Here is a 26,194-nt window from a genome sequence, read left to right as displayed (position 1 = left end):
GCCGGAGCCAGGCCATGCGTCGTCAGACGCGGGCGTTGACTCCGGCGCTTTTGTGGCATCGCCCGGATCCGTTGCCGGGGTTCCGCTGCCGGGTTTCGGCTGACGTCGCCGCCGGCGCATGCCGTCTTACTTGCCGACCTGCTGCTGCACGCTGACCGTGCGTCCGCTCGGGAACGGCAACTGCTTGAGTGCCGCGTCGATCAGGAAAGGCATCGCGGAAGCCATCGAGGTGCCGGCGTCGCTCGTATCGGCCTGCACGCGGTACACCTCCTTGCCGCTGGCACGATCGGTGAAACGCAACTGCAAACCGGCAAGCGCGTAGGGATAATCGCGCTGGACATAGGCAGGCGGCGCCCCGTAGGGATAGCCGTACCAGCCCCACGGACGGCCCCACGGCCCCCAAGGGCCGGGCGCGAACATCGGATCGTAGGCCGGTTCAGTCACGCGCATCACCTGCTGCTGAATACCGTAGGTCATGCCGACCAGATAGTGCGCACTCGACGCACTTTGCTCAGTGAAACCATCCCCCGACAAACGCGTACGCAACCACTGCTCGTAGGTGGCGTGTTCCTGATTGTTCTGCTGCTCGGGCGTGCGCGTGAGCGCGTAAGTGCGCGGCCCGTCGAAACCCGGCGAATCGCCGAACGCGGTAACCTGACTGGTGACCGTGCTGGCACATCCGGACAGCAAGACGCTGGCGACGGCCAACGTCGCCATTCCCCATCGTTTCCACATGATTCACAACTCCCGAGATAACCCAAGACCGGCCGGGCGTGCGGCAATTGCCCTTCCATGGCCGGTAACCTGCGACGATTTAAGCATAGGACGGCGCCTCGCGCACATCCGAGTCATTTGACGGAAGCGTTGAACGAAAATTCAGCAAATTTGCGGCTTGGACGCCAAGGTTGCGCCACTCCGTTACAATTTGTGAATCCTTGGCCGTCCGCACATTACCGTCCATGCTCAGAACCGACCTCGCAGGTGTCATCCAACGTTCCGACTATACGCCGCCGGCGTATCTAATCGACACCGTCCAACTCGACTTCGATCTCGCCCCCGATGTGACCACCGTGACCAGCCGATTGCGCTTGCACCGCAACCCGGCCGGCGCAGGCGGCGACCTTGAACTCGTGGGGCAAGGGCTGCAACTGGTCAGCCTCGAAATCGACGGCAAGCCGTGGTCCGGCTACCGCACCGGCGACGAGACGCTCACCGTGCAGGCGCCGCCGCAAGCGTTCGAACTCACGCTCGTGACCCGCTGCCGCCCGCAGGAGAACACGTCGCTCATGGGGCTGTACGTCTCCGGCGGCAACTTCTTCACCCAGTGCGAAGCCGAGGGCTTTCGCAAGATCACCTACTTCCTCGATCGTCCCGATGTCATGGCGACGTACACCGTCACGCTGCGCGCCGACCGCGAAGCGTATCCGGTGCTGCTGGCCAACGGCAATCTGATCGACAAGGGCGACCTGCCCGACGGCCGCCATTTCGCCGTGTGGGACGACCCGTTCAAGAAACCCAGCTATCTGTTCGCGCTCGTTGCAGGCCGTCTGGTGTGCCGTGAGGAACGCATCGTGGCCGGCGACGGCCGCGAGAAGCTGCTTCAGGTGTGGGTGCAGCCGCAGGATCTGGAGAAGACCGAGCATGCCATGCACTCGCTCATCAACTCGATCCGCTGGGACGAGGAGCGCTTCGGCCGCGTGCTCGATCTCGATCGCTTCATGATCGTCGCCGTGAGCGACTTCAACATGGGCGCGATGGAGAACAAGGGCCTGAACATCTTCAACACGAAGTACGTGCTGGCGGATGCCGCCACGGCCACCGACGACGACTTCGGCAATATCGAAGCGGTCGTGGGCCACGAGTACTTCCACAACTGGACCGGCAACCGCGTGACCTGCCGCGACTGGTTCCAGTTGAGCCTGAAGGAAGGCTTGACGGTGTTCCGCGATCAGGAATTCTCCGCCGACATGATGGGCTCCGAGTCGGGCCGCGCGGTCAAGCGCATCGACGACGTGCGCGTGCTGCGTCAGGCGCAGTTCCCCGAAGACGCCGGTCCGATGGCGCATCCGGTGCGCCCGGAGAGCTACGTCGAAATCAACAACTTCTATACGGTCACCGTCTACGAGAAAGGCGCCGAAGTCGTGCGCATGTATCAGACGCTGCTCGGCCGGGACGGCTTCCGTCGCGGCATGGACCTGTATTTCGAGCGCCATGACGGTCAGGCCGTGACCTGCGACGACTTCCGCGCCGCCATGGCAGACGCCAACGGTCGCGACCTCACGCAGTTCGGCCGCTGGTACAGCCAGGCCGGCACCCCGCGTGTGACGGTCGATGCCGCTTACGACGAATCGGCGCGCACCTACACGCTCACACTCACGCAGCGCTGCCCGAAGGTCGGCGTCGAATTGCAGGACGAAACGCTCGTCAAGCAACCGTTCCATATTCCGTTCGCTGTCGGCCTGCTCGATCGCGACGGCCGCGACATGGTGCTGCGCCTGCAAGGCGAAGCCGCCGATGCACCGGCGTCGACCACGCGCGTGCTCGACTTCACGCAGGAGCGTCAGAGCTTCACCTTCGTCGACGTGGAACACTCGCCCATGCCCTCGCTGCTGCGCGGCTTCTCGGCACCGGTCATCGTCGAACACGAATACACCATCGACGAACTCGCCTTCCTGATGGCGCACGACAGCGACCCGTTCAACCGCTGGGAAGCGGGTCAGCGACTGGCCACGCGTCAATTGCTCGCGCTCGTCGAATCGATTCAGATGGGCCAGTTGCCGAGCGTGGACAGCTACGTGCTCGAAGCCTTCCGGCAAGTGCTGCGCGACGAAACGCTCGATCCGGCCTTCCGTGCGCAGGCGCTCACGCTGCCGGCCGAATCGTATCTCGGCGAACAGATGACGGAGATCGACCCGGCGGCGATTCATGCCGCACGTCAGTATCTGCGCCAGCGTCTGGCGGCGTCGCTGCACACCGAGTGGCTCGCGGCGTATCACAACCATCGTGTGCCAGGCCCGTACCAGCCGGACGCCGCATCGAGCGGCGAGCGGGCGCTAAAGAACCTCGCCCTGTCGTACCTGATGGAGTTGTCGGACGCTGGCATCGCGCAAACCGCCCATACGCAATACGACACCGCCGACAACATGACCGACCGTTTCGCAGCGCTCACGGCGCTCGTGCAGCGTGGCGGCGCAGCGCGTGAAGGCGATGCGGCGCACGGTCAGAACCATGCCGCCGATGCGCTGGTCGACTTCTATCAGCGCTTCGAGAACGAGCCGCTCGCCATCGACAAGTGGTTTGCCCTGCAAGCGATGCAGCGCGGTGACGGTAGCCATTGCGTGATCGATGCGGTACGCGCGCTGATGCGTCATCCGGCATTCACGCTGAAGAACCCGAATCGCGCGCGCTCGCTGATTTTCAGCTTCTGTAGCGGCAATCCGGCGCAGTTCCACGCGGCAGACGGCTCGGGTTACCAGTTCTGGGCCGAACAGGTCCTCACGCTCGACGCGCTCAACCCGCAAGTCGCGGCGCGACTGGCACGCGTGCTCGACCGCTGGCGCAAGTACACGCCGGCATTGCGCGAGCGCATGCGTGAAGCACTGGAGCAAGTGGCAAAGCACTCGGCGCTGTCGAAGGACGTGCGCGAGATCGTCGAGAAGGCGCTCGCCTGATCGCAGATCGTCAGACCCGCCGCTTTCGGGCGAGCGGGTCATGCAGCCGTGACGACACCCGTCATCACGGCTGCATGACTTCGAAGTATCCGCATCTGATGTAAAGCTTGTAGGGCCAGCGCGGCCCGACGCCAATCAACGGCCGTAGCGCCGGCACCGGAATGACAACCTCGTCGAACGCCCCTGCCATCAGGTGATTCACAGGATCGTTACACAGCGTGACCTTTCCGCTCATGGCGCTGATGGTCAGATGCACGTCCTGCCCCGGATAGTTCGGCGGATCGCGGAACGTCAGTTGATAGATCATCATGACGCGCGCATCCGGCGGACTCTCCACCTCGTAAGTCCCGTTGAGCAGACTGGAGCGAAATGTCAGGCGCAGCGCCTCGTCGAAGGCGGCATGAGACGCGACGGGCGAACGGACTTCCCCCCGCACGCTCCACCAGAACGGTGAGCCGTCGATCGCTTCGAGCTTAACGTCGACGGGCAGAAACCGCTTCTTCTCCTCGCCGTCGTAGCACCACGCGCGCATACACCCGTCGTAATGCAACGCCCCGCGTTCCGGTGCGCCCTGTTCATCGATCGTGACGCGTGGATAACGAGTGTCGACGGAAACTGGCGGCACGAGATCACCGCGCGAAAGTAGAACGAACTCTTCCATGCGCTACCTCCCGACTTCTGCTCTACAAACCTGAGTCGTTGCCGCGAGTGCGCTTTCCCGCCTTGCCAATGCTCCCACCACTGCATCGCAACTCGCATAAGGCACGCCGCTTGCTTGTGATTGATCGTGTGCGTGCTATTTGCAGCGGAGTCTAGTCAACCGAACGCGTTTGCGCACCTGTCAACCCTGACAGGTGCGCCGTCCCGAATTCTGCGTCCATGATGAAAGGTGCGGCCGATGCGTGTCAGCACCCGGGGGAATGATTCAGCCATCCGGGCCCGCCCGGTCTGGCCCGGGATGGCCAATGACGTCGACCGGGCAGCGCTCGTCAGGCAGGCCGTCGCACGATGATCCGGCAAACACGCTTGCCAGAGCTGGCACTTGTGACGTCTTCTTCGTGCAACACGATGCCGTCATGCAACGCGGCGCGCACGACGGCTGGCTCGAAGGCGCTGTAGAGACGACCATCTTCATGCCGATGATCGGCACCCTCGGTCACGCGCCACGACACGTACAGCACGCCGCCCGGGCGCACGAGCGTCCAGAGGCGGTCGGCGGCCTGTGCAACTTCGTCGGCGGGCAGATGCATCAGCACCGTCTCGCACAGCACGTTGTCGAACTGCGCCATCACGGTGTCGAGCATCGGCAACCGGTCGAGGTGAAACGTCACCCACGGGAAGGATTCGCGCGCCAGTGCCACCAGTGCGGGGGAGGCGTCGTAACCGGTGACGTCGAACCCCTCTTGCGAGAGCCACGCAGCGTCGCGCCCGTTGCCGCATCCCACATCGATGGTCCGCCCGCCCGGAACGAAGTGCCGCACGAGCAGTGCGTACATATCGTCGGGCGGCGGCTGGTTGAGCCACTCCTCGCCGTAACGCCGGGCATTGGCCTCATAGGCCGCTTCGGTCTGCAAGTCCGCCATGATGGGAATCTCCGGGAGGGCTCGAAAGCCCTCGAAAGCTTTCGCGAGTCTCCAGCTTAACCAACTATTGGGAAATCTTCTCGAGCGCGATATCCCGGGTGCGCGGCCCCATCAGACCGATAGAAAGCATCACGATCAGCATGGCGCACGAGATGAATGCAAACACGCCCGTCACGCCGAAATTGCGCAATACCGATGCAATCAGAAACGCCGTGAAGATCGCCGAGAAGCGGCTCCACGAATAGACGAAGCCCACCGCGCGCGCACGAATGCCCGTGGGGAACAGTTCCGTCTGATAGGCGTGGTAGCTGTACGACATGATGTTGTTCGCGAGCGTGAGACCGATGCCCATCGCAATCAACAGGACCGACGAGGTGACTTGCGAGAACACCATCCCGCACACGATGCCGATCCCGGCGGTCCACACGATGGCGTGCTTACGCTCGACCTTGTCGGCCATCCACAGCCCGATCAGCGGCCCGACCGGCGCCGCGAGCGCAATCACGCTCGAATAGGCGAGACTCGTCGTCACCGTGATGCCTTGCTTGATGAGCAGCGTCGGCACCCAGTTGGCGAAGCCGTAAAAGCCCACCGTCTGGAAGATGTTGAAGAGAATCATCATGATCGCGCGCTTGCGATACGGCGGCACCCACATGTCGCGAAACGCGCTCTTCGGCGCGACCGGCTCAGGCACGCCCGGCGGCGGCAGCGGCTTGCCGTATTCGCGCTCGACACGCGCTTCGAGCGCCGAGAGCACGCGCTCGGCTTCGTCGAGACGCCCCTTCTGGGCGAGCCAGCGCGGGCTTTCCGGCAACGCGCGGCGAATCCACCAGACGAACACGGCGCCATGTGCACCGATGAGCACGACCCAACGCCAGCCTTCCAGACCGAACAACTCACGAGGCACGAGCCAGTACGAGAGCAACGCGACAACCGGCACCGCCGTGAAACCGACCGCCTGCTCGCACGCGAACGCACGGCCGCGAATCTGCTTCGGGACAAGTTCCGCGATGTAGGTGCCGATCGTCACGAGTTCGACACCGATGCCCAGCCCCACGACGAAGCGCCAGAAGTTCACGCCCGTGGCCGTCTCCTGAAACGCCATGATGACGTTGGCGACCGTGTACCAGAGCAGCGAGCCCGTGAACACGGCGCGGCGTCCGAAGCGGTCGGCGAGAAAACCGCACGCGATGGTGCCGATGAACAGCCCCGAGAATAGCGCTGCGATGAAACTCGCCACGCCGGTGGTGCCGAACAGACCCGGCGTCGTGGGCGTCAGAATGCCGCTCTTCACGAGGCCCGGGGCGATATAGCCGGTATAGAGCAGATCGTAGAGTTCGAAGAAGAAACCGAGACTGAGCAACACCACCAGCTTCCAGACGGTGCGGGTGGGCGGCAATCGGTCGAGTCGGGCGGAAATGTCGCCTGCGGTGAGGCGCGTGGCCGCAGTCGTTGCTTGCGCGGCGTGGGGCATGGAAGGCATCGATACGTCGGGGGATGGCATGAAAATCGTCTCCGGGCCTGTTCGGTCATGGCCGAACTGCTCACTGGCCGACATCTCTCCGGACGTCGGATACACCATGAATCGACAGGCGCGAGGCCGAAATTGTGCCACGAATAGCACCGCGCCAGTCACCTTTGCCACGTACTACGAAAAATTGCGATGTTCACCAACAACAGCACAGTGCGCCACAACATTCGCCACCGGCAGCACATCCTCGCGGATTGCGCGAGACCGGCGGCATGCGTCGCGCCTGTCGAAACCCGATGCTGCGCTACGACGCCACCGTCGCCTTCAATTCGTCGAAGCTGACGATGCGACCGGCAAGCGCGCTCGCCGCGACCGTGTAAGGACTCGCGAGCCACACACTGCCCGGCCCCGAGCGTCCGGGAAAATTGCGGTTGATGGCGCTGATCGTGACCTGCTCTGCCGACGTCGACTGTCCCGGCCCGCAGTTGGCGCATGCGCCGCATCCCGGCGAGATGAGCGTGACGCCCGCCGCTTCAAACGTCTTCAGATACCCCTGCGCCTCGCAGTAGGCATGCACATCCATCGTGCCGAATTGCAGGAACAGCGAGCGGCCCTGTGCGACCCGAAGGCCCTTCGCGACGCCCCAGGCGAGCACGTCGTGATAGGCGTCGAAGTCGTCGCGCTTGCCGGCCGTGCACGAGCCGCCGTAGGCAATATCGATGGCCACCGGCGCGTCGAGCTCCGCGAGCGCAACGCCGTTGCCCGGGTCGCCGGGACGCGCCAGCATGGGCGTGAGCGACGCGGCGTCGATGCGAATCACGTCGCGATAGCTCGCGCCGGGGTCGCTCGTCACCCACGGTTCCAGCGTGAAGTCGATGCCGCGCCGTGCCTTGAGGAACGCCACCGTCTTCTCGTCGGGTTCGACGATGCCGGTGAAGCCGCCCAACTCCGCCACCATATTGGTCAGCGTGGCACGCTCGTCGACCGACATGGCCCGCACGGCGCTGCCCGCATATTCGAAGACGAGGCCGATGGCGTCGCCACTGCGAATCGCGTCGAGACGCAGCAGATGCAGCACGACGTCCTTGGCGGTGACGCCCGGCGCGAGTCGGCCGTCGATCTCGATGCGCAGCGTCTGCGGCACCTTGCAGCGTACGTAGCCCGTTACCCAACTGTTCGCAATGTCCGTGGCGCCTGCGCCGAACGCGAGGCAGCCCAGCGCGCCCGCGTGCGGCGTGTGCGAGTCGGTGCCGATCACGATCTGCCCCGGTAACGCATAGCGCTCGGCCATCAGTGCGTGGCAGATGCCGTCGGCACCGGCCGCGCCCGGCTCGCCGTCCTGCGCCAGTTGCCCATGCGCCAGCACGGGATAGCGCGCGACGAATTCGCGATGGCCGCTCGTCAGATTGGCCACGCCCGGCAACAAGCCTTGCGAGACGTGCGGAAAGCTCTGCGCCGCGAGCACCAGATGGTCCTGAAACGCGATGATACGAGCGGGATCGTGCAGCGCCGCCGGCTCGCCGAACGCGCGATGCATCAGATGGGCGCACATTCCGGTGAAGTAATCGTGCGAGAAGCGCCAGTCGACGCGCAGGAATACGCCGTCGCCATGCGCTGTGCCCGGCGTGGCCGGATGCAGACGCCGCGCCATGATCTTCTCGACGAGCGTACGGGGCGTGGCATCGGCTGCCTCGACGGGGGCCAACGGTGCAGGCCACTCGGCGAACTTGCTGTAGGCGAGCAGGCCGCCGCTGCGGATGATTTGCTGCGTGAGGGCGTCGCGCCCCTTGAGAAATTCGGTGATCGGAATGGACTCGCCGGCAAGAATACGGTCGAGCACACCGAAGTCGGTCGTCGTCAGAATGCCGATGTTGTCGCAGTTCTGCTGATAGATGCGCTCGAAGCTCTCGGCGACGATCAGTCGGATCCCCGCCGACAACTCGGCGAGCGGGCTCGATTCACGCGACGATCCCTTGCCGTATCTCTTGCCTGCCACGGTGACCTGAAAGCCACCGCGACGCACGTCGTGCTCGCCGATGGGCATCTCGTTTCCCGCTTTGAAACCGACGTAGGGGTAGCGGCCAAGTCGCTCGTCATACGTGAGCATGACGGTCACCGGCGTGATTTCATCCGTCGAAACGTTGTCGCGCAGCGCACCGGCTTGCGCGCGCGTGATGGACTCGCCAGACAACTGACGGCGCACGATGGCCGGGTCGTCGGACAGAAACAGCACGCGGCCGTCGAAACGAATGGTGTCTTCCATGCGGCATTACCTCCGGAAGACAGCATAGCGGCCGCGTCATCGCCCTGCCGTGCCGTCTCGGCAAGCCGGGCGTGATCGATTGCGAAGGGCGATCGTGAAGGCTCGTGCGCGAAGCACGCGCTCAGGACGTTGCCGTGCCGCCCGCGCACGGGGACGGCTCAGCCGTCGGTCGGACGAGGCGAGGCAGGCACACGGGGAGCGTCGGGCGCGCCGTGCGCCTGACCTTGCTGTCCCTGGGCGAGGAAATTCACGACCGCAGACGCCGTCGCACTCAGTTGCTCGCGCGAGGGGAAGACGAGCCACAGTTGCCGGTGCGCCCACTCGTCGGTGAGCGGACGCACGACGATATCGAGCTTGCCGACATACAACTGCCCGACCTGCTCGGGCGCGATGGCGATGCCCAGCCCGGCATGCGCCATGCGGCACAGGGCGTCGAGGCTGGACACACGAATCTTGATGCGCAACTGTTCTCCCGCTGCGCTCGCCTGCTGCCGCAACATCTGCGTAAGCGCACTGTTGCCCTGAAGGCCCACCAGCGTCTCCCCGACACAGGCCGAGAACGGAATCTCGCCCGTGCGCGCGGCCAGCGGATGCCCTGCGGGCAGAATCACCGCAAGCCGGTCACGACGGTACGGCACCATCGTGAAGGCTTCGATCCCTTCGACAGTGTTGCAGATGCCCACATCCACGGCCCGCTCGGCCACGCGCTGGAGCACTTCGTTGCTGTGCTGCTCGTCGAGTTCGACATCCACAGCCGAGAACACCCGCCCGAAGGCGGCCAGATCCTCCGGCAGGAACTGCACGATGGCCGACAGGTTCGCCGCAATCCGCACGCTGCCACGGGCGCCCTCGTGAAATTGGGACAACTCGGCGCCCAGCGATTCGATCGTGCCTAAAATACGTTCGGCATAGCGGCGCACCGTCTCGCCGACCGGCGTGACGGTGATGCCGCGCTGATGACGCTGGATGAGCGGGAGTCCGACAATGGCTTCGATGTCGGCAATGCGACGGCTGATGGCCGACGGCGCGATGAATTCGCGCTCGGCGGCACGCGCCATGCTCCGCTCCTGGCAGACAGCCACGAAAAGACGCAAAGAAGTGAGGTCAAGCTTGCGGAGAAGGTTTTCCATACCCGTACGGCAATACACCGGAAATGCCGGAAACGCCCGGCTGGCGCGGCCCCGCGAGGGGCACGTCTTTTGCTGGACAAACAACGAATCGACGCCTATTATACGCATCGCGTACACAGACCTGCCGACCCGACCATGAGTGCACAGCAGACTTTCCTGCGCGACGCGATGCGTCGCCTGAACATGACCCGCGACACCTTCGCCGAGCGCATCGGCGTTCGCCGGCGCGCCCTCGACACCTGGCTGCTGCCGGAGGATTCGAGCGAATATCGCACGATGCCGAGCATCGTGGAGAAATTCGTCGGCGAAATCCTCGGTCGCGAAGCCCCGTCCGCAGAATCTACGCAAAGCGCACACAAGCCGTTGCGCGAACGCATGGGTCTCGACGGCAAGCCGCACCTGATCTCCGTCGACCAGTTCTCGCGTGACTCGCTCGAAGAATTGTTCCACGTCGCCGACATCATGCAACCGATCGCGCGCCGTCAGAAGATTTCCCGCGTGCTCGAAGGCGCCGTGCTCGGCAATCTGTTCTTCGAAGCCAGCACCCGCACCCGCGTGAGCTTCGGCTCCGCCTTCTGCCGCCTCGGCGGCTCGGTGTGCGACACGACCGGCTTCACGTTCTCGTCGATGGCCAAGGGCGAATCGATCTACGACACGAGCCGCGTGATGAGCGGCTATGTCGACGCGCTCGTCGTGCGCCACCCGGAAAAGGGGTCGGTCGCCGAATTCGCTCGCGCCACGAACATCCCCGTCATCAACGGCGGCGACGGCCCGGGCGAACACCCGAGCCAGGCCATTCTCGACCTGTACACGATCGGCCGCGAGTTCTCGCGTCTGGGCAAGCTGGTCGACGGTGCGCACGTGGCGATGGTCGGCGACCTGCGCTACGGCCGCACGGTGCACTCGCTGATCAAGCTGCTCGCGCTGTATCGCGGCCTGAAGTTCACGCTGATCTCGCCGCCGTCGCTGGAAATGCCGACGTACATTCTCGATCAGATTTCGCAGAACGGCCACGTGATCGTACAGAGCAATTCGCTCGCCGATCTGGCCGGTGCCGACGTGGTCTACGCGACGCGCATTCAGAAGGAGCGCTTCGCCGACGAAGCGATCGAGGGTTACACGCCGGACTTCCAGATCAACGAAGCGCTGATCAACCAGTACTGCGACAGCCGCACCATCATCATGCACCCGCTGCCGCGCGACAGCCGTCCGGGTGCGAACGATCTGTCGACCGATCTGAATCACGATCCGCGTCTGGCGATCTTCCGTCAGACGGACAACGGCATTCCGGTGCGTATGGCGATCTTCGCGATCCTGCTCGGCGTGGACAAGCAAGTCCAGCACAGCATGCGTGACGCCGCATGGCGCTCGCCGTCGCACATCGGTCCGGACGACGCGCTGTTCGACGGACTCGACTGATCGTCCCGCGCGGCGACGGTCTCGGATATTTCCGAGATACGCACCGCGCCCGTCCGATACTGCACTGCCCCCAAGGATTTTTCGCGGGGGCAGTGTCGCTTTACGAGTAAAATTGCGTCCATCTCGAATCGGTACGCTTTTCCGGAGGCCCACATGCGGCGCAAGACCCTTACCCAATATCTCATCGAACAGCAGCGGGAATACAACAACATTCCCGCCGAGTTGCGTCTGCTGATCGAAGTCGTCGCACGCGCGTGCAAGTCCATCAGCCATGCCGTGTCCAAGGGCGCGCTCGGCGGCGTGCTGGGCAGCGCCGGTAGCGAAAACGTGCAGGGCGAAGTGCAGAAGAAGCTCGACGTGATCTCGAACGAGATCATGCTCGAAGCGAACGAATGGGGCGGCCATCTGGCGGCCATGGCATCGGAAGAGATGGAAGACGTCTTCCACATTCCGAACCGCTACCCGCAGGGCGAATACCTGCTGATGTTCGATCCGCTCGATGGCTCGTCGAACATCGACGTGAACGTGTCGATCGGCACGATCTTCTCGGTGCTGCGTTGCCCGGACGGCGTGACGGACCCGACCGAAAAGGACTTCCTGCAACCGGGTACGCAACAGGTCGCGGCCGGTTATGCGGTGTACGGTCCGCAAACGGTGCTCGTGCTCACGACGGGACATGGCGTGAACTGCTTCACGCTGGACCGCGAGATGGGATCGTGGGTGCTCACGCAGGAAGGCATGCGCATTCCGGAAGACACCAAGGAATTCGCGATCAACATGTCGAACGAGCGCCACTGGTATCCGCCGGTGCAGCGTTACATCGGCGAGCTGCTGCAAGGCAAGGAAGGCGCGCGCGGCAAGGACTTCAACATGCGCTGGATTGCGTCGATGGTGGCAGACGTGCATCGCATTCTGACGCGCGGTGGCGTGTTCATGTACCCGGCCGACAAGCGCGATCCGGACAAGCCGGGCAAGCTGCGCATCATGTACGAAGCCAACCCGATGAGCTTCCTCGTGGAGCAAGCCGGCGGCGCCGCCACGAACGGCACGCAGCGCATTCTGGACATCCAGCCGCAGAAGTTGCATGAGCGCGTGGCAGTGTTCCTCGGCTCGAAGAACGAAGTCGAACGCGTCACCGGCTATCACAACGAAGCCGGCACGAAGTAAGTCGGGAAGGTCGTCGTCGCAGTCTGGCTTAACGGCAAAAAATTCTCGCGACGACGAAAGCGCAGGATCTCTGGAATTTCAATGATTTACGCGTGATGCACGCAAGCATCATCAAAAATCTTGAAAAAAGGTAGTGACAAATCCGGAAAGTCTGCTAATATCTCACTTCTTCGCAGCGCCGGAGTAGCTCAGTCGGTAGAGCAGCTCATTCGTAATGAGAAGGTCGGGGGTTCGATTCCTCTCTCCGGCACCAGCGACTCGTCAGAGTCCTTGGTGATGCAAGCAAGACGAAGTCTAAGCAGTCAGCAAAAAAGCCGCCCGAATCAGTCGTGCGGCTTTTTTGTTTTTGTCGTCCGGGAATTGGATTACGGAGAGAGGTCTCGCCTCCCCGCCCGTGTGCTGCCGGGTCGGCGTGCCCCATCTTCTCCTGGAATGGGAGCGATGCCCGCTTCGGTGCATCACTCGCCTGATCCATCGTCATCGCTTGCCGTCGTTCGCGTCATTCGCATCGTCACCGATGGCGTTATCGTTCGCGCCATCCTCATCCTCCGCAGGCTGCGCCATCCATGCGTGGTACCCCGCAGCGCCCATCTTGCGCATCAGCGCTTCATTGCGTTCGTAGATGGTCTCGGCTTCGGGGAAAGCCTCCACAGCGCGGTCGAGACTCGCCTCACGCAGCAGATGCAGGATCGGATACGGGGAGCGGTTCGTGAAGTTCTCGACGTCGTCCGGCGCCGTGCCTTCGAACTGATAGTCCGGATGGAAGCTCGCAATCTGGAGTTCGCCTTCGAGATGCAACTGCTTGAGCAGGCGTTCGGCGAAAAACAGCGCGTCGTTGTACTCATGAAAGTCGAGCAAGGCGTCGGGCAAAATCAGCAGCGTTGTGTCGACGACCAGTGGATCGGCCTGCGCCAGCCACTGCAACGCCTTCTCCAGATCGAGCAGCGCACCCTCCATGTCGCGCGCTGCGCTCACCTCGTAACGAATCTGATCCTTGACGTGTACCGCCTTCGCAAACGGACAGAGGTTCAGTCCGATCACGGCGCGCGTGAGCCAGTGGCGCGTCGCGGCGATCACGGCCTCGTTGTCCTGCGTCTGCATCAATGCCGTTGACGATTCGGTCACGGGCGCGACGGGGGAATGGGTTTTCTCCGGCATACCAAAAACATAGCGATGATTCATGAATATCGCATTGTAGTTCCCGGATCGCTCCCGATGGCGGGTCCGTGCTCGATAGCTTCAGGGGGTGAATGCCAAAACGCAGCGTTGGCGAATGCGCAACCATTCGGCCTTTCCAACGCAACGCGCCACCTGGCGCCTCATCATCATGCCCGGATCCCCGCCCATCACCACCTGCGCCCACAGCACCAGCGAAGGGTCAGCAGCGTCGACCCGGATGGCCGACAGCGCACATCTGGCCGCCATGCCTTTAAGTGAATTGCTCGACGTCCAACGCACGCCGTTCTACCGCCCACAGGACATGTGGAACACGCTTGTCAACGCGCAAACCTGTGCAGGCCGGGAATTGCGAGACGCCTGCGATCTGGCGTCGCGCAACGGCCCATTGTTTCTCGAGATGGTGGCGTTGCTGACCATGCCGGAAAGCGATCGCACACTGGATCGACTGTCCGACGCAGGCATCTTTCTCGCCCCCGATCCCGCCAGAAGTTTGCGCCCGGACCACACAGCGCTATTACGGAGCAACGAAGGTCTCGGACTCTGGCTGCGCTACGCAGCCACTCCCACGGGCTATCTGAATGTCTTCGACGGCGCCGACATCTTCGGCACAGCCTGCGCTAACGACCACACGCGCATCGACAAGATTCTTCGGGTTCTGGTGGCAAGTGCACGCGATCGCACCGACGCTGCCCCGTCCATCATGGTCGAGACCGCCCCGCTCAACCCGCTCGTCCATCTATGCAGTCAGGTCGCGCCACACTGGCTGGCTCGCCTGCTCGACATCGGCGCCAATCCCAATCAACGTAACCAGCGCGGCATGCCACTGACTGTCGCAGCCATGCGCGCCGAAGCACTGCGTCTGCATAACGGAGGGCAGGACGTCATGCACGCCCATGCGTCGCTGCACGCGCTGGCCAACCTGCTCAAACGGTATGGCGGCGATCTGATGGCGCCGAATCGGCGTGGCGTGCCCGCCGTCGCACTGCTCACGTTCCACGGACTATGCGGTGCCGCCGAAGCACTGCTCGCGTCAGGCGCCGATCCGAACGCAGCCGATGCCCACGGCAATACGCTGATGCACCACCTCACCCATGCGGCGCGTCTGCAAGATGACCCCACACACAGCGATAACGCCAGGCTTGCGCATTACCTGCTGATCGTCGCATCGCGGTACGGCGGCGACCTCACCCGTGTGAACGGCAATGGGCATACGGCGCGGGAATGGTTGCCGGCGTCGCTACCGCTTGATGCGCGCGTCGACGATGCGTTTATCGGCACCGTACGTGCAACGGCCTTCCGGCGAATCAAGGCGCTCTGCTGAGTCTGCCCGCCTGTCGCAGCGCATGCCACGCCACCATGCCACCACGTCGCTGGGCCTCTGCGCGCCGTCATGCTCATGACGGACATGCCCCCTCGCGGCGGCGCGCTCACCGCCCGCCGCACGCCTCAAGCCTCAAGCCACTTTTTTCCCGGCGTCTACCGCCCGCGCCTTCATGCCTTCCATGCCCCTGACTGTGTCAATTCCATTGGCGCCTGCCCCAGCCCCGACGCCTGCGTCAGGCTTTGCCCCGCCCATCGTGCCGTGCGCCTCGGGGCTGCGCGTCGCGCCATCTCTCACGCCATCTCTCGCGCAGATCCGGCTATCGGACATCGCGCTCGACGATCTTCTCACCGCACATCGGGACGGGCGCTGCTCGTCGCAAACCACCTGGGACACGCTGATGAGTCTCGCAACCGTCGCAGGTCGTGAGCTACGTGACAGTTGTCTGATCGCCAATCCGGCGGATGCCGCAGGCCTGGCCTTTTCAATGGCATCGCTGTTCAGCACGCCCGAGCGGCGTCGTACGCTCTCCGATCTGGACAACGCCGGCATCTTCATCGACCGCTCCCGATACGCGCGACTCGCCCCCGAAGACGCCACGCTCCTGATGTGCGATGAGGGACTCCAGCTCTGGTTGCGATATGCCGCATCCCCGTCCGCGTACCCGACCCTCTTCGTCGACGCGATCATGAATGGCAGCTTTGCTGCGGAACCACCGCCAGCGATCGCCCGGGCCTTGCGCGTACTGATCGCCTGCGGAAGGGACACCACCAACGACGTGCCCATCTCCGAGATGCCCGGCGACGTTCAGTTGCCGCTCTCGCACCTGTGCGGCCACGTCGCCTGGCAATGGTTGCCATCGTTGCTGAAGTTCGGCGCGAACCCCAATCAAGTGACGGCAAGCGGTGTGCCGCTCATCGCATCGGCCATGGCGGCGCAGGCCGACCGCCTTCACGCGCAGGGGCACGATCTGCTGATTGCCCATGAATCGCTTTACCGTCTTGGCAAGACACTCCATGCCCTCGGCGCCAGCCTCACCGCGCCGTCCCACAGCGGCTCACCGCCGATCATGCTGCTCGCGCTCAATGGTTACTGTGCCGCCGCCGAAGTCCTGCTCGGACTGGGGGCGACATGCAACACCGCTTCGACCAACCGGGGCGGAAACACGCTGATGCATCAGCTTGCCTCGGCCACACAGCACAAGAATTATTCATTCACGGCCTTCTTCCTCTTCATTCTCGCCTTGCGTTACGGCGGCGATCCCGACTTGCCCAACGATACGGGCGTCAAGGCTATTTCACTGCTTCCGGACAGCCTGTCGCAATACGTTCGACTAAGCCAGAAGATGAACATCCAGGCACGCGAACGAGCCTTGCACGTCATCGCCAATCCGAGACCGAAGTCGGCCGAGGAAACGAACGGAACGTTGCCCGCCGTCAGCGCTGCACTCATGGCCGAAGCCAAACGGCTCTGCGATGCCGGGCAAGATCCTCTGCTGCCGCACGCTTCGCTGCTGTTGCTGGCCACATCACTGAAGCAGCAAGGCGTCGATATCGCCCAGTCGCATCAAGACGGCTCCCCGCCCATCCTGTGGCTTGCATTGCGAGGGTACTGCGGTGCGGCCGAAGTGTTGCTCGCGCTGACGCCGGACTGCAACGCGCCCCAGTTCGAAGGCAATACGCTGATGCACTTCCTGGCCGTCGCCACACGTCATCCGGGCGACGCCATCTACGCGGATTACATGCTCAATACGGCACTGCGCTATGGCGGCGATCCGACCGTTTGTAACAACGCGGGGCATTCGGCGATCACCTCGCTGACGTCCGAACGTATCCGCTTCCTGCGCGCCGGCCTGTCGTTCGTCACACAAACGCGCAAACGCTCCGCACAGACGGTCGAGAACCGTCGCAATCCACTTCTGCGCGCAACGCTGCTGGCCAGCCGCGCCAGCAGCGCTAGTCGTCAGGACCATCAGGACCGTCAGACGCCCGCGACCTCCCTGACCGCCATGAAGCCCTTGCGACATTCCGCCGCAGACCTATAACATGCATTTTATTTACATCTTATAATCACTCCGCCGGCCCCCTGAATGTTGTTGTCGTGATTTGAGCCTCGGGGGACCGGCGACCGAATGCCGCGCCGTGACACTTTCGTAACGAGATGCCACGGGGCTCGAGAAACACCCACAAGTACGACCAAAAAGATGCATTTTGTTTGCATCTTATAAATTCAGGAGTCTTGCCATGCTTTCCGCCGCTTCCCGCCCGTATATCGACGCCAGCGTTCCGGTCCTGCGCGAACACGGTCTCGCGATCACGCGTCACTTCTACGCGAGCATGTTCGAGGCGCATCCCGAGCTGCGCAATCTGTTCAACATGGGCAATCAGGCGAGCGGCGCACAACAACAATCGCTCGCCTCGGCCGTGTTCGCGTACGCCGCGAACATCGACAACGCCGCAGCCCTCACGCCGGTGCTCGAACGTATCGTTCACAAGCACGTGTCGGTCGGCATCACGCCGGCGCACTACCCGATCGTCGGACGCCATCTGCTCGGCGCCATCAAGGACGTGCTGGGTGACGCCGCCACGCCCGAGCTGATCGCCGCCTGGGACGAAGCCTACTGGTTGCTGGCTGGCGAGTTGATCGCGGCGGAAGCGCGTCTGTCCGAGAAATCCCGCGCGCCGTTAGGCACGCTGCGCGAGTTGATCGTGACCGACGTCGACCGTGAAACCGAACATGTCGTGTCGTACTACCTGCGCACGCCCGAGGGCGGCTCGCCGGGCGAGTTCGTGCCGGGTCAGTATGTGAGTGTCGGCGTCACGCTGCCGGACGGTCTGCAACAGCGCCGCCAGTACAGCCTCTCCGATGCCCCCGAAGCCCCGCACTGGCGCATCACCGTCAAGCGCGAAGACGCGGGCGATGCGAAGCCCGCCGGTCAGGTCTCGAACTGGTTGCATGCCAACGTGAAGGCGGGCGACCGTCTGCGGGTCGGCCCGGCATACGGTGAGTTCACGCTGCCGCAGCACGACACACGAGCGCTGGTGCTGCTCAGCGCGGGCGTGGGGATCACGCCGATGGTGTCGATGGTGGCCGCCCTGGCAGCGCAGGGGTCGCGTCGCGAAATTCTGTTCGCACATGCCGGTCGCAACGGCTCGCACGTCGCCCTGCGCCGACAACTGGCGTTCGCAAAGACGCAATTGCCGCACTTGCGCGTGGCAACGTTCTTCGAAACGCCGCTGCCGACCGAGCGTGAGGGCGTGGATTACACGTTTGCCGGACGCATGGACCTCTCGCGTCTCACCCTGCCCGTCGATGCCGACTACCTGATGTGCGGCCCGTCGCCGTTCATGCAGACGCAATGGCGCGCGCTGCGCGACGCGGGCGTACCCGCCGAGCGCATGCATCGCGAAGTCTTCGGCCCGGACGCACTGGATCACCTGCTGTAATCACCCGATCCTGGTAAACGCACAAGGCCCCCGAGTCACCCTCGGAGGCCTTGTGCTGTCTGTGCTTGCCGTGCGGCTTGCGCTGCCGCCACCGCCACGAACCGGATCAGTCGATCAGCGCACCAGTAGCGTCGTAGAACGGATGCGAGCCGCCCGCATCGTCGACAAACGCGAGATGGGAGACGAGGCCCGTCTGCGGCGTGAAACGATGCAACTGGAACGCGGGGGGATCGAGCACCCAGGCGGACGGCCCGCCCTCACGCAGATCGAGGGCAACCTGGTGCGCAGGCGACGGACACACGCTCGCCACGGTGCCCGCGAAGCGCGTGTGAATCGGACGATGCACGTGACCGCAGATCACTCGCTCCACATTGTCGAAACGCTTCACGATGGCGGCCAGCTTGACGGCCGCCGCCGGATCGAGCGCCTGAATGTCCATGTGTTCGATGCCGCACGCAAACGGCGGATGGTGCATCGCAATCACCGTCGGCGTTCCGGTATCGCTGGCCAGCGTCGCTTCGAGCCAGTCGAGACGCTCGTCGCACAACTTGCCGCCGCCATTGGGCGGATCCTGCGTATCGAGCGCGACGAGTCGCATCGGCCCGAACATCGCCGTGTACTGAACGAAGTCACCCGGCTTGCCGAGGTACGTATGCTCCGGGAACACTTCTCGCAAGGCGTCGCGTCCGTCGTGATTGCCGATGACGAGGTAGTACGGGATTTGCAGCGGCGTGAGCAGACGTCGCAGGTGCTCGTACTCCTCGCGCGCGCCGAAATCGACGAGATCGCCCGTGAGCACCACGAAGTCGGGACGCGGCTCCAGCGTATTGAGACGCGCCACGCAGCGTTCGAGATAAGCGGCGGTATCGACACGACGATAGGCCAGCTTGCCGGGGCGTTTGATGTGAAGGTCGCTGATTTGCGCGAACAGCATGAGCGAATTATCCGTGAAGCGAAAAGACATGGGCGGCGGGCAGCGACAGGCCCACCTTGTCGCCGACGCGGCACTCGCGGCGGCTGGAAACTTCGACCAGCACCGAGCCGGCGGCAGACACGCCGCTGAGCGTCAGGCGCGTGCGGTCGCCAAGGAACTGCACTTCCTCGATCTGGCCCGTGAGCGCGGCATCGCCGGCAGGCACCACGATGGCGTCTTCCGGGCGGAAGTAAAGCTCCTCGACGTCGGCGCGTACATTCGGACACGCCAGGTGACCGCCTTCCAGATGGAAGTGACCGTCGCGCCACACACCGGCCAGACGATTGAGCGTGCCGACGAAGTTCGCCACATGACGCGACGCCGGTTGATAGTAGATATCGCGCGGCGCACCGATCTGTTCGATACGACCGGCGCTCATCACCACGATACGGTCGCCCAGCGCCATCGCTTCGTCCTGATCGTGCGTGACGTACACCGTCGTCACGCCGAGCCCCCGCAGCAGGCGGTCCATATCGGCGCGCACAGTCTCGCGCAACTTGGCGTCCAGCGCCGTGAGCGGTTCGTCGAGCAGCAGCACACGCGGCTCCGGCGCAAGCGCGCGGGCCAGCGCCACACGCTGCTTCTGACCGCCGGAGAGTTGTGCGATGGCGCGGTCTGCGTAAGGCGTGAGATGCACCAGATCGAGCAACTCGTCCACACGCTTGTCGATCTGCGCCGAGGGCAGACCGCGCAACTTGAGACCGTACGCGACGTTGCCGCGCACGGTGAAGTTCGGAAACAGGGCGTAGTTCTGGAAGACCATGCCGACACGACGCTTCTCGATCGGCAGACGCGTGACGTCTTCGTCGCCGAAGCGAACGCGACCGCCAGCGTCCGGGCGCTCAAGGCCCGCGATCATGCGCAGCGTCGTGGTCTTGCCGCAACCCGACGGGCCGAGCAGCACCAGCGTCTCGCCCGCGCCGATCGTCAGATCGAGCGGTTGCAGAACGGTGTTGCCGTGAAACGTCTTGGCACAGCGTTCGAGGTGAATGGGGATGGAAGTCAGTTTCATCGTCAAATCCTTGGCATTCGGTGTGCGCGCGGCGCAATCGCTAAGTCAGGAGCACTCGGCTCAGGTGCGCCCGCGCGCGTTGCGAACTTTCGCGCGTTGCGCCGTCATCTGCATGACGATGAGCAGCGGCACGATCAATACGAAGAACACCGCCGTGTAGGCGCTGCCGATCTCCAGACGCAGCGACGCGTAAGCGTCGGCCAGTCCAACCGGCAGCGTCTTGGTGTCGGGCGTGTGCAACATCCACGTGAGGTTGAATTCGCCGAGCGAGAGCGTCACGACGATGAGCGCAGCGGCAACGATCTCGCTGCGGATGTTGGGCAGCACCACGGTCATGAAGCGTCGCAGGAAGCTCGCGCCGAGACTCGCGGCGCCCTCCTCCATCAGCTTGATGCGCGAGTCGGCGCAGGCAGCCGCCACGGCACGCACCATGAACGGCAGCGTGAAGATCACGTGGCCGACGATGATGAACGCCAGACTTTCGCGAAAGCCGCGCATGCCGCCATACACGCTGATCAGCGCCAGCGCACTCGCCAGCCCCGGCAGCGCGATGGGCAGCGTAAGCAGTTCTTCGATCCAGCGCGCGAAACGGCTCTGCCAGCGGGCGAGCACGTAACCGGCGGGTACACCGAGCAACGCGACGAGCACCAGCGTGGCGGCGCCGACGTAGAGCGAATTCAGAATCGCGTCGTGATAGTCCTGCCAGACCTGAATCACCCACTTGAACGTGAGGCCGGCAGACGGACCACGGAAATAATTCACCGACAGGCCGGCGAGAATCGACATCCCGACCGGAATCAGCAGGAACGCGCACATCAGCAGCGTGAGCAGCAGTTGCAGCGTGAAAAGGGTTTTCTTGAGCATGCGGATCAACCTCCGGCGGCGACAGCCTGCCCAGTGAAATTGCGGGCCAGCATCAGCACCGCCCAGGTGACGATGCCGAGAATCACCGAGAGTGCCGCCGCCGTCGCCACATTGGCGTTGAGCGTGAACTCGGTGTAGATGGTCATCGGCAGCACGTCGATGTCGGTGGCCAGCGTAAAGGCCGTGCCGAACGCACCGACCGAGGTCGCGAAACACATCGCGCCCGAGGCGATCAGCGCGGGGGCGAGCGCGGGCAGCGTGACGTCGCGCGCGATGGCAAACGGACCGGCGCCCAGCGAGGCCGCCGCTTCCGTGAGCGAATGATCGAGCGATTCCGCTGCGGCCATCACGGCCAGAATCACACGCGGAATCGAGAAATACAGGTAACCCAGAAACAGCCCGGCGAGCGAGTACGCAAACACGAGCTTGTGACCGACGAGCTTCAACGTCAGATCGCCGATCAGACCCTGGCGTCCCGCGAGCATGATGACCATGAAACCGACCACCACGCCGGGGAACGCCAGCGGCAGGGTAAGCATCGACACGAGTGCCGATTTCCCCGGAAAGTCATGACGGGTGAGGAAGAGGCCCGCCACAAGCGATAGCGCCAGAGTGGCCAGAGTGACGAGTGCCGAAAGCACCACGGTCTGCCAGAGGCTGTCGAGATAACGCGCGTTGGTGAGAATCGCGCGATAAGTCTCGAACGCGTGACCGTCGCCGCTGACCTGCACAAGTGCGGCCATCGGCAACAGCCAGAACGCCAGAAAGACCGCCAGTGCCGGTAGCAGAAGTGCCACGCGCCAGCCGCGCGGCAAAGTCAGGTCACGCATCGCTTGCTTTGCTCCTCTTCCTCGTTGGTCGTTACCGTACGCAGATGTCTTAGCGCACGTTCTTCAGATACTGCTGACCGAACGCGTCCTGCTGCGCGGCGAGCTTTTGCAGGTCGACGGGCTTCACGCGAGCGTAGTCGGTCGACGGCAGGAACTTGGCAGCCACGTCAGCCGGCATGGTGCTGGCACGCACCGGACGCAGGAATGCTTGCGCCCAGTGAGCCTGCCCCTTGTCGGACAGCGTGTAGTCGATCACCTTCTTGCCGTTGTCGCTATGCGGTGCGTTCTTCACGAGCGCGATCACGTACGGCAGCGACACCGTGCCTTCCATCGGAATCACGAACTGCACGTTGGCGCGGTCCTTGTAGATGGCGCGGTAGGCGTTGAAATCGAAGTCGATCAGGATAGGAATCTCACCCGAGAGCACGCGCGCGTAGGCCGTTTGCTTCGGCACGATCGGGGCGTTGGCCTTGAGCTTCTGGAAGAAGCTGATGGCCGGGCCGAAGTTCTCCATCGAACCGCCGAGCGCCTGGTTGGCGGCAATCGCGGCGGCGTAGCCGGCGAACGCGCTGCTCGGGTCCAGATAACCCACCATGCCCTTGTATTCCGGCTTGAGCAGGTCGGCCCACGAACGCGGCACCGGCTTGCCTTCCAGGGCGTCGCGGTTCACGAAGAAGCCGACCGTGCCCGAGTGGATGGTCGTCCACATGCCGTTCGGATCCTTCAGGTTGGCCGGCACCTGATCCCAGTTAGCCGGCTTGTACGGGGCGAGCAGGCCCTTCTTCGCGGCTTCGATGGCCGACGTGATGCCCAGATAGACGATATCGGCGACCGGCGCCTTCTGTTCGGCGATCAATTGTGCGACCGCCTGGCCCGAGTTCTTGTTGTCGAGCGGCACGCGGATACCGGTGTCCTGCGCAATCGACTTGACCTGACCGGCCCAGTCCGCCCATTCCGGCGGGCAGTTGTAGCAGATCGCGGTCTGCTGGGCATGCGCGGCGCCAGCGCCGAGCAAGGTGAACAACGCCAGCGTGCGAGCGGCGCGGGTGATCCAAAGCTTCATTTCTGGGCTCCTGAAAGTCTGAGCGTGGGCAGCACATGGCTGCCTCAGGTTGCGTTCTCTACAGTCCGGGACGGTCCGACTGTCTGATACGGGCCTTGCGGCCGGATGCCTGATTGCCTTGGCCGTCGCTGCGCTCTCTTGACGGAGTCAGTCGTCGGCCGCTTCCTTGCTTTCTTGCTGCTATTTCGTGCTGCTTTCTTGCTATTTACTTCGATGCTTCAAAATCGTTGCGGCACTGCGCTGCCGCCTGCGTCTTGCGACGGCGTCACCCGCGCTTGCCCGGCGGCGACGCCACCGTGCCGCCCCGGCGCACTTCGTGCGGCAGGATCAGGGCGTGGCTGAGCGCCGCGTCATGCGGGGCGCTCACGCCAGCGGCACCCACCCGTCCGTCGATCTGCGCGAGCAGACGTTGCGCGGCGTGACGTCCGATGTCCACGCTCGGTTGCACGACCGTGGCGAGCGTGGGCGAGAGCAGTTCGCCCACGGCGAGGCCGTCGAAGCCGAGCACAGAGATATCGTCCGGCACGCGCAGGCCGGCTTCGCGCAGCGCGCGCATCACGCCGAGGGCGAGCAGATCGTTGGAGCAGAACAGGGCCGTGGGACGCGCGCCGTCGCGCTCGCGCTGCGCCAGCCACTCGCGAACCCGCTCACCGCGTGCTCCACTGTTGAAATCGATTTCGAAGGCCGGCAGCGGCGTGAGGCCGGCGGCTTGCATGGCGTCCCCATAGCCGAGATAGCGACGCTTGGCACGGTCCGACGCGTGCAGCGCCCCCGTCACCATGACGATGTCGCGATGCCCAGCCTCGATCAGCATGGCAACGCCCTGCGCTGCCGCAGCACGGTTATCGACGGAGACGCATGGACGGTCCGGCGCGTCGTTGTAGACGAGTTGGCAGGCCACCCCTTCAGCGGCGAGATCGTCGATGAGCGCGCTGTGTTCGGCGTCGGCGAGGGTGAGCAGCAGACCGTCCACCCGCTGTTGCAGCAGGGTTTCGATGGCGTTGCGCTCGCGCTCGGGATCGTATTGGGTGGTGACGAGCAGCAGGCGGTGCCCGGTCCCGTCGATGGCCGCCTCGATGCCTTCGAGGCAGTCGGCAAACACCGGGTTGCCGAGCGTGGGCAGCATGACGCCGATCAGGCCGGTGCGTTCGCCGCGCAGTTGACGGCCGAGGGCGTTGGGACGGAATTTCAGCTCGGCGGCCGCCGCATGCACCTTGGCAAGCGTCTCGGGGCGCACGAGATGCGGCGAATTGAGCGCGCGCGACACGGTCGCGATCGAACATCCTGCACGCTGTGCCACATCCCGAATATCAGCCACACCCCACTCCTCTTGTCTGGACCGTCATTTTTGACGTTGACGGATTTTACGCAAATGTAAACGTTTACGAAAACGTTTTCATTTAGGGATTGTATGGAGGCTTTGTGATGAATTCGTGACAGGAAACTCGTCGATGCGCACGCACAACGGTCGACGGGATAAGGCGGGACGCAGGTGCACCGCCCCCTCACAGGCGCGAGGTTCGCTGAATCGGCCGATATCCGGCGATGAATTGGATGGGGGTAAGCGAGATGGCGCCGTCGGGGGGCGTTGGCGATGCATAGCCTATCCCCCCCGACGGATACCCGCGATTACACGGCCGGGGGTTGTTGAGAAGACGCTGCGGTCTTATCCGCCGGCTTGCCGGGTAGGCTTCCGGGTTTCAATGCGGTGACCGTGTTGCCGGCCGGCGCCGATGGCGCCCGGCGTACGGACCCGCCGACGGAGGCTCGCGCCGTACGTAACTCAGAATCGGTGACGTCGTACTCCAATAGCAGAACCCTGACTTCACCGACGCGTTCGCTTGGGACGAATTGATCGATTATCGACGCGTAGTCCTGAACGATAGCGACACCGTAAGGCTTGTCATTCAGGATGCATCGCAACGCCGGCACGACCTCCTCTGACCTGAGGCATGACAAGCTCGTGATGAACTGTCCCAGTACCGCCTGCTTGACGTAGTCCAGATCGGCCAAATTGTTGTCTTTTGCGACCTCGACGACATAGTCGTTGACGAAGGTTCGCCATGCGTCGTCGCCCGCGGATACGGCCTGCCTCCATGCACTCGCCATCTCAGGAACGGCCGGAGCCCGCCGGACTTGACCGGCGGCTGGCGTCTGAAACGCGACGTGCTGCGAGCGCGCGTTGCGCAGGGCGCCGCTACCCGCGGTATAGGAATGGCCAACGGGCGCTGCCGCAGCCATTGTCACGGGTTGACCGAAGTTGCGATTGTGGAGTCGACGGGGCTGCGGTGCGCCCGAAGTGAGTTCCAGACGCAGCGTTGCATTGCCTTGCACTGTGAATACGCCTCGGACCGCCTGATCGCCGTGAATTGCGCCAGCTCGCGCGGCATAGGGATAGCCGAGCTCGTCGGGATCGACGTAGTCATCACCGCCTCCGAACCACTGCATGAATTCGTCGAAGTCGTCGTACGGACACATCTCAGGCTCTGCTGCACGTTGCTCGGCGCTGGAAAACGTATGCGCGAAACCTTCCGGATTCGATGCTTGCGCTTGCGGGGGTGTTTCGACAACCAGCGGCGGCGTTTGAATCGTGGGGGAATCAATCTTCATCATGATGGCTCTCCATCGGGTGGGTGGAGATTCCATCTTGGTCGCGATACGTCACACCACTTTAATAGACAGCCGCGCCGCTTCGGCTTTCGGAACGTGGCCCTGGCAGGTGAAGCGTCATCCCAACGAACGGGCAGGATGCCGCCTATAGCGCACCGTCGCCAGCGGCACGGAACGCGACCCGCGCGAACT

Annotated in this window: 20 protein-coding genes and 1 tRNA gene; 7 read left to right on the top strand and 14 right to left on the bottom strand. The window is 63.8% G+C overall.

Annotated elements, in window-relative coordinates:
- Positions 1-126: 126 nt before the first annotated feature.
- Positions 127-735: a DUF4136 domain-containing protein gene (locus A9762_RS25530; protein ID WP_083254287.1), complete on the bottom strand. Its 609-nt coding sequence runs from the start codon at positions 733-735 to the stop codon at positions 127-129.
- Positions 736-959: 224 nt separating this feature from the next.
- On the opposite strand from A9762_RS25530, the gene pepN reads away from it, so the two are divergent.
- A complete protein-coding gene (gene pepN / locus A9762_RS25525; RefSeq protein WP_069344773.1) occupies positions 960-3,671 on the top strand; it encodes an aminopeptidase N in 2,712 nt (903 codons plus the stop codon).
- A 64-nt stretch (positions 3,672-3,735) separates the two neighbouring features.
- Here pepN and A9762_RS25520 read toward each other — a convergent pair whose 3' ends face one another.
- From A9762_RS25520 to A9762_RS25500, 5 genes are all read right to left on the bottom strand, one after another.
- Positions 3,736-4,332: a hypothetical protein gene (locus A9762_RS25520; RefSeq protein WP_069344772.1), complete on the bottom strand. Its 597-nt coding sequence runs from the start codon at positions 4,330-4,332 to the stop codon at positions 3,736-3,738.
- 328 nt (positions 4,333-4,660) lie between these two features.
- Positions 4,661-5,254: a bifunctional 2-polyprenyl-6-hydroxyphenol methylase/3-demethylubiquinol 3-O-methyltransferase UbiG gene (locus A9762_RS25515; RefSeq protein ID WP_069344771.1), complete on the bottom strand. Its 594-nt coding sequence runs from the start codon at positions 5,252-5,254 to the stop codon at positions 4,661-4,663.
- A gap of 64 nt (positions 5,255-5,318) precedes the next feature.
- Complete coding sequence (locus A9762_RS25510) at positions 5,319-6,758, bottom strand: MFS transporter (RefSeq protein ID WP_083254299.1); 1,440 nt, start codon at positions 6,756-6,758, stop codon at positions 5,319-5,321.
- A gap of 271 nt (positions 6,759-7,029) precedes the next feature.
- Positions 7,030-8,988, bottom strand: coding sequence for an aconitase family protein (locus tag A9762_RS25505; protein WP_069344769.1), 1,959 nt, complete (start codon positions 8,986-8,988; stop codon positions 7,030-7,032).
- 158 nt (positions 8,989-9,146) lie between these two features.
- Positions 9,147-10,118 (bottom strand): LysR family transcriptional regulator, encoded by a 972-nt coding sequence (locus A9762_RS25500; RefSeq protein WP_069344768.1) that lies wholly within the window; start codon positions 10,116-10,118, stop codon positions 9,147-9,149.
- Positions 10,119-10,253: 135 nt separating this feature from the next.
- Between A9762_RS25500 and A9762_RS25495 the strand changes: the two genes are divergently transcribed.
- The 3 genes from A9762_RS25495 (at position 10,254) to A9762_RS25485 (ending at position 12,957) form a co-directional block, all read left to right on the top strand.
- On the top strand, positions 10,254-11,537 hold the full coding sequence (locus tag A9762_RS25495) for an aspartate carbamoyltransferase (protein ID WP_039402605.1): 1,284 nt from the start codon (positions 10,254-10,256) through the stop codon (positions 11,535-11,537).
- 153 nt (positions 11,538-11,690) lie between these two features.
- Complete coding sequence (locus tag A9762_RS25490; RefSeq protein ID WP_069344767.1) at positions 11,691-12,704, top strand: class 1 fructose-bisphosphatase; 1,014 nt, start codon at positions 11,691-11,693, stop codon at positions 12,702-12,704.
- A 177-nt stretch (positions 12,705-12,881) separates the two neighbouring features.
- Positions 12,882-12,957: transfer RNA gene (locus A9762_RS25485), tRNA-Thr, on the top strand.
- 224 nt (positions 12,958-13,181) lie between these two features.
- On the opposite strand, the gene A9762_RS25480 is transcribed toward A9762_RS25485, so the two are convergent.
- A complete protein-coding gene (locus tag A9762_RS25480; RefSeq protein ID WP_069344842.1) occupies positions 13,182-13,805 on the bottom strand; it encodes a DUF1415 domain-containing protein in 624 nt (207 codons plus the stop codon).
- Between the two features lie 226 nt (positions 13,806-14,031).
- Here A9762_RS25480 and A9762_RS25475 point away from each other — a divergent pair, with 226 nt between their 5' ends.
- The 3 genes from A9762_RS25475 (at position 14,032) to A9762_RS25465 (ending at position 18,650) form a co-directional block, all read left to right on the top strand.
- Positions 14,032-15,204, top strand: a complete 1,173-nt coding sequence (locus A9762_RS25475; RefSeq protein WP_139133402.1) for a hypothetical protein — start codon at positions 14,032-14,034, stop codon at positions 15,202-15,204.
- Positions 15,205-15,397: 193 nt separating this feature from the next.
- Positions 15,398-17,248: a hypothetical protein gene (locus tag A9762_RS25470; RefSeq protein WP_139133401.1), complete on the top strand. Its 1,851-nt coding sequence runs from the start codon at positions 15,398-15,400 to the stop codon at positions 17,246-17,248.
- A gap of 199 nt (positions 17,249-17,447) precedes the next feature.
- Positions 17,448-18,650 (top strand): globin domain-containing protein, encoded by a 1,203-nt coding sequence (locus tag A9762_RS25465; RefSeq protein ID WP_069344764.1) that lies wholly within the window; start codon positions 17,448-17,450, stop codon positions 18,648-18,650.
- 106 nt (positions 18,651-18,756) lie between these two features.
- Here the strand turns inward: A9762_RS25465 and A9762_RS25460 are convergent, their stop codons facing one another.
- The 7 genes from A9762_RS25460 to A9762_RS25430 form a co-directional block, all read right to left on the bottom strand.
- Complete coding sequence (locus A9762_RS25460) at positions 18,757-19,584, bottom strand: phosphodiesterase (protein ID WP_069344763.1); 828 nt, start codon at positions 19,582-19,584, stop codon at positions 18,757-18,759.
- Between the two features lie 7 nt (positions 19,585-19,591).
- Complete coding sequence (locus tag A9762_RS25455; protein ID WP_069344762.1) at positions 19,592-20,635, bottom strand: ABC transporter ATP-binding protein; 1,044 nt, start codon at positions 20,633-20,635, stop codon at positions 19,592-19,594.
- 60 nt (positions 20,636-20,695) lie between these two features.
- Complete coding sequence (locus tag A9762_RS25450; RefSeq protein WP_069344761.1) at positions 20,696-21,499, bottom strand: ABC transporter permease; 804 nt, start codon at positions 21,497-21,499, stop codon at positions 20,696-20,698.
- A gap of 5 nt (positions 21,500-21,504) precedes the next feature.
- The gene (locus A9762_RS25445) at positions 21,505-22,329 is read right to left on the bottom strand and encodes an ABC transporter permease (RefSeq protein ID WP_069344760.1); all 825 of its coding nucleotides are present in this window, start codon (positions 22,327-22,329) and stop codon (positions 21,505-21,507) included.
- A 49-nt stretch (positions 22,330-22,378) separates the two neighbouring features.
- Entirely contained in the window at positions 22,379-23,392 is a 1,014-nt protein-coding gene (locus A9762_RS25440; protein ID WP_069344759.1) for an extracellular solute-binding protein, read from the bottom strand.
- Positions 23,393-23,657: 265 nt separating this feature from the next.
- Positions 23,658-24,710, bottom strand: a complete 1,053-nt coding sequence (locus A9762_RS25435) for a LacI family DNA-binding transcriptional regulator (RefSeq protein WP_069344758.1) — start codon at positions 24,708-24,710, stop codon at positions 23,658-23,660.
- Positions 24,711-25,021: 311 nt separating this feature from the next.
- Positions 25,022-26,005, bottom strand: a complete 984-nt coding sequence (locus A9762_RS25430) for a hypothetical protein (protein WP_069344757.1) — start codon at positions 26,003-26,005, stop codon at positions 25,022-25,024.
- Between the last annotated feature and the right edge of the window lie 189 nt (positions 26,006-26,194).

This window comes from Pandoraea sp. ISTKB (genome assembly GCF_001721285.1).
Lineage (GTDB): Bacteria > Pseudomonadota > Gammaproteobacteria > Burkholderiales > Burkholderiaceae > Pandoraea > Pandoraea capi.
Note: the sequence above shows the minus strand (reverse complement) of the source record. Positions and strands in the feature narration are given on the sequence as shown.